Genomic DNA, 4,436 nt, shown 5'->3' on the forward strand with positions numbered 1-4,436 from the left:
GGTTACATATTCAACAGCTCGGGGGGGGGGGAAAGCACCGATCGTTTTTTTTCAGTTCTGTCACAAAGCTAAACCACCGTTTAGTATTGGTTGAATAGGGAAAAGGTAAACTGTATACAGTGACAGCACATGGATGTTATAAAACCGATTAAACCATACTTGCTGTAATATTTATAGAACTTGGTTTGGGCCTATCTCCCAGATCTGGATTACCAACCGCAGGAGCTTTATATGATCAAGCGTCTTCTCGTTGTCGCTCTCGCCTCAGTCACACTGGCGGGCTGTGCAAACCAAACCGCGTCCGGCGATGTCTATTCCGCCTCTCAGGCCAAGCAGGTACAAACCGTGACCTTTGGTACCCTGGTGTCCGTACGCCCGGTGCAAATTCAGGGCGGTGAAGGCTCAAGTATGCTTGGCACTATCGGCGGTGCGGTCCTGGGTGGCTTCCTGGGCAATACTATTGGTGGCGGCACTGGCCGTAGCCTGGCAACCGCAGCAGGCGCCGTAGCCGGCGGCGTGGTAGGCGACAGCGTCGGTAGCGCAGCTAGCCGTAGCAATGCTTGGGAGTTGGAAATCAAAACCGATAATAAAGAAAATATCGTCGTGGTACAGAAAGCCGGGTCAACTAAATTCAGCCCAGGTCAGCGCGTTCGTATGGCGCAAAATGGCGGTACCGTTACCGTTTCCCCACTGTAACGAACGCGTCAGAATGCAAAACCGGAGGCCCCTGGGCCTCCGGTTTCTGTTTGTTGCTGTGACTTAACTGAATAAAAAAGGCGCTGGATTTATTGTTTTTCTTGCAGTTCGATGATGTTCTGTTCCAGCTTGCTAATCAGAGCTACTAACAGTTTTACTTCTTCCGGCGAGATACCGCTGAGAATTTCACTTCTGGTCGAGGTGATCACACTATCCACTTCGCGAATAATCGGCTCTGCCGCCTCGGTCAATTTGATGCGCTTGGCGCGTCGATCGTTGGCGCAGGTGTGGCGGGTGATTAACCCTTTCTCTTCCAATTGATCCAAGGTGCGGACCAATGAAGGCTGCTCAATACCGATCGCCTTTGCCAATTGGATTTGCGACTGCTCAGGCGGTAACCGATTGATATTGTGCAACGTGACCCAATGCGTTTGCGTGAGTTCCAACGGCTTAAGCCGATAATCGATCAGCGCACGCCAAACACGAACTAATCGTGCTAAATCTGAACCTAACGTTGATTCCACTTCCCCCTCCTTATAGTTAGCATGCTAACATTACTCCCCAAAGTGTAGCCCATTTTGGTTAAATCATATTAAAAACACAAATGTATATAATCCAAATCGCAAAAATAGACACCCTTTTTATCGGTAATTGGTTATCCTTTATGCAAACCCCCTTCATATTCACTCATAGAGATTGCTAACGTGAATACGCCTTGGTTCAATACTGCGTCACCACTGCCCGATCTGGTGCTGGGTGCATCGCTTTATTTCCCTCCCATATTTAAAGCGTTTTTACTTGGTTTAGTCTTCTGGTTGCTGGTGCATCATCTGCTACGCGACTGGATGTACTCCGGTGATATCTGGCACCCTATGCTGATGGATCTGTCCATCTTTGTTATTACCGTCAGCGGTTCCCTGTGGCTCCTAGCGAGTTGGTAGCTCATGAAGCATAAGACATTAAAGTATTTTTCGACGGTTATTATTTGCGCCATCGCGCTTTGTGCCGGTTGGTGGTTATGGAATTACTACATGCAATCCCCTTGGACACGCGACGGTAAAGTGCGGGCAGAACTCGTCAACATTACCCCGGAGGTCTCTGGCAGATTAGAAAAGATACTGGCTCATGATAATCAGTTCGTCCCTGCGGGAAGCCTGATTTTCAGCATTGACCCCGTGCCTTACCAAATTGCGTTGGACAATGCCGAGGCGGCGCTAGCCAAAGCACAGGCGGATATGGCCAAGGCCGACCATGAAGCGGCCCGTCGCCGCAGCCTGCCCCGAAACGTTATCTCCTCAGAAGATCTGGATGAGTCAAACCTGGCCGCCGCCTCAATGAAAGCCTCGTATAAAGCGGCGCAGGCCAATCTCGAGCAGGCCAAATGGAATCTCAGTAAAACGCAGATCTATGCCCCAACCGACGGTTACATCACCAATTTACAGGCCCGCGTCGGCAACTACGCCACCGCAGGAACGCCATTGGTGGCGCTGGTAGACACCCATTCGTTCTATGTGCTCGGTTATTTCGAAGAGACCAAGCTCAGGCATATCAGAGAAGGCCGCAAGGCGGATATCGTGCTGTATAACGGCAATATCCGGCTGCAAGGGGTGGTCGAAAGCATTGGCCGGGCCATTTACGACCAAAGCGCCGACAGCAGCAGTGATTTGCTGATGGATGTGAAACCCAACGTGCCTTGGGTGCGCCTGGCGCAACGGGTGCCAGTACGTATCAAGCTGATCGATGTTCCGGCCGACCTGACTCTGGTAGCCGGTACCACCTGCACCATTTCAATTCATCAGCAGGATTAATGTGTGAACCTGCCTTTCCTTGAATGGAAGCGATCGCCCTGGGGTAAGGCCACCGCAGGGCAGTGGCGCTATGCGTTACGCAACACCCTGGCAATGTGCCTGGCGCTGTGGGTCGCCTTCGTGTTATAGCTGGATGAGCCCTATTGGGCTCTGACCTCCGCTGCCGTCGTCAGTTTCCCGACGGTTGGCGGCGTGATCAGCAAGAGCATTGGCCGCATTTTTGGCAGCCTGCTTGGCGCCATGGCTTCTCTGCTGATTGCCGGTTGCCTGAACGATCCCTGGTTGTTCACCCTGTCGATTGCCAGTTGGTTGGGCCTGTGCACTTACATTTCCAACCACTATCAGAACAATGTCTCTTACGCCTTTGCCCTGGCGGGCTATACCGCCGCGATTATCGTGTTCGGCACGGTTAACATTACCGACACCCAGCAAATTTTTGATATCACCCAGGCACGCGTTTGTGAGGTGATCACCGGTATCCTGTGCGGCGGACTGATGATGATGATCCTGCCAAGCACCTCGGACGGTGAGACTTTGCTGGTATCGTTACGCCGCATGCACTTACGCCTGCTGGAACATGCCGCCATGCTGTGGCAACCGGAAATCAGCCTGCGGATGCGTACCTCCCACGAGGGCGTTATCGGCCAGATCCTGACCATGAACCTGCTGCGTATTCAGGCCTTCTGGAGCCATTACCGGCTACGCCGGCAAAACAATATCCTCAACTACATGCTGCACCAGCAATTGCGTATCACCAGCGTTATCTCTAGCCTGCGCCGCATGTTGTTAAACTGGCCGGATCGCCCGGAAAATCTGGCGACGGTGTTGGAACAGCTATTGAATGAGTTACGCGATCCCACCACCAATAAATACCGGCTGGCACAAATTCTGGTCGCCATCGCCCCTCAGGATCCGGCCGATTATCGCCATCGGGCGTTTTTCCTGCGCCTGCGCCACTTTTGCTGGCTCTATCTGCGCTGTACCCGTTGGCTACAACGGTTGGAAAACGCCACCCAGGTCAGCGATATCGAACCACCGCGGGTCACCGCGCTAGCACGCCATACCGACAGCGTTGAGGCCGCCTACAACGGGCTACGCACTTTCTTGTGTATCCTGATCGGCTGCGCTTATTGGATCACTACTCAGTGGGACTCAGGTAGCTCTGCGCTGACGCTGATCGCCATCAGTTGCGTGCTCTATTCCTCAACGCCTTCGCCAATCAAATCCATCACCACCTTGTTGAAGGCCGTCTCTCTGCTGTTTGCCTTCTGCTTTGTGATGAAATTTGGCCTGATGATCCAGATCGATGACTTCTGGGTGTTCTGCGCCTTCCTGTTCCCGACCCTGGTCACGATGCAGATGATGAAACTGCAAAATCCGCCCTATGCCCCACTGTGGGGTCAGTTGATCGTGTTTATGGGATCGTTTCTCGCCGTGACCAACCCACCGAGCTACGATTATCAAGGCTATATCAATGACAGCCTCGCCAAGATTGCTGGCGTGCTGTTGGCAGGATTGGCTTTCCAGATTCTGCGGCCCAGTTCGGACAAACTCAAAAGCCGACGGATTATCCGCGCATTACGCCGTGATTTTATCGATCAGTTGAGTAAGAAACCGCAGCAAAGCGAAAACCAGTTTGAGTCGCGTATCTATCACCGTATCAGTCAACTGAATCAAAGCCTGGATCAAGAGGCTCGCACCTGGCTATTGCGTTGGGGAGTGGTGCTGTTGAACTGCAGCCACGTGGTCTGGCAACTGCGAGATTGGCAAACCCGTTCAGACCCGCTGGCCGCCGTGCGCGACGTCTGTATCCATTGTTTGATGGGGGTCATGACCGAAAAAGGAGTGCAGCATGCGTCGTTGGATGCCACCTTGCAGGAGTTGCAGCGTATGAGTGACGCGCTTGCCCCGCATCCAGAACAGGCAGCACGT

General features: G+C 52.8%; 4 protein-coding genes and 1 pseudogene. 4 read left to right on the forward strand and 1 reads right to left on the reverse strand.

Going from position 1 to position 4,436, the window contains the following annotated elements; all coding sequences use genetic code 11:
* Nucleotides 1–231: 231 nt before the first annotated feature.
* Nucleotides 232–696 (forward strand): glycine zipper 2TM domain-containing protein, encoded by a 465-nt coding sequence (locus tag ACLQ7H_RS21740; protein WP_411754455.1) that lies wholly within the window; start codon nucleotides 232–234, stop codon nucleotides 694–696.
* An 89-nt stretch (nucleotides 697–785) separates the two neighbouring features.
* Here the strand turns inward: ACLQ7H_RS21740 and slyA are convergent, their stop codons facing one another.
* The gene (gene slyA / locus ACLQ7H_RS21745; RefSeq protein ID WP_411754456.1) at nucleotides 786–1,220 is read right to left on the reverse strand and encodes a transcriptional regulator SlyA; all 435 of its coding nucleotides are present in this window, start codon (nucleotides 1,218–1,220) and stop codon (nucleotides 786–788) included.
* Nucleotides 1,221–1,445: 225 nt separating this feature from the next.
* Between slyA and ACLQ7H_RS21750 the strand changes: the two genes are divergently transcribed.
* The 3 genes and pseudogenes from ACLQ7H_RS21750 to ACLQ7H_RS21760 all read left to right on the forward strand — a co-directional run.
* Complete coding sequence (locus ACLQ7H_RS21750; RefSeq protein WP_051588634.1) at nucleotides 1,446–1,637, forward strand: DUF1656 domain-containing protein; 192 nt, start codon at nucleotides 1,446–1,448, stop codon at nucleotides 1,635–1,637.
* A gap of 3 nt (nucleotides 1,638–1,640) precedes the next feature.
* Nucleotides 1,641–2,504 (forward strand): efflux RND transporter periplasmic adaptor subunit, encoded by an 864-nt coding sequence (locus ACLQ7H_RS21755; RefSeq protein ID WP_411754457.1) that lies wholly within the window; start codon nucleotides 1,641–1,643, stop codon nucleotides 2,502–2,504.
* 3 nt (nucleotides 2,505–2,507) lie between these two features.
* Nucleotides 2,508–4,436: pseudogene (locus ACLQ7H_RS21760) on the forward strand (FUSC family protein); the annotation flags it as partial.

This window comes from Serratia sp. (in: enterobacteria), from assembly GCF_046715635.1.
Taxonomy (GTDB): Bacteria; Pseudomonadota; Gammaproteobacteria; order Enterobacterales; family Enterobacteriaceae; genus Chania.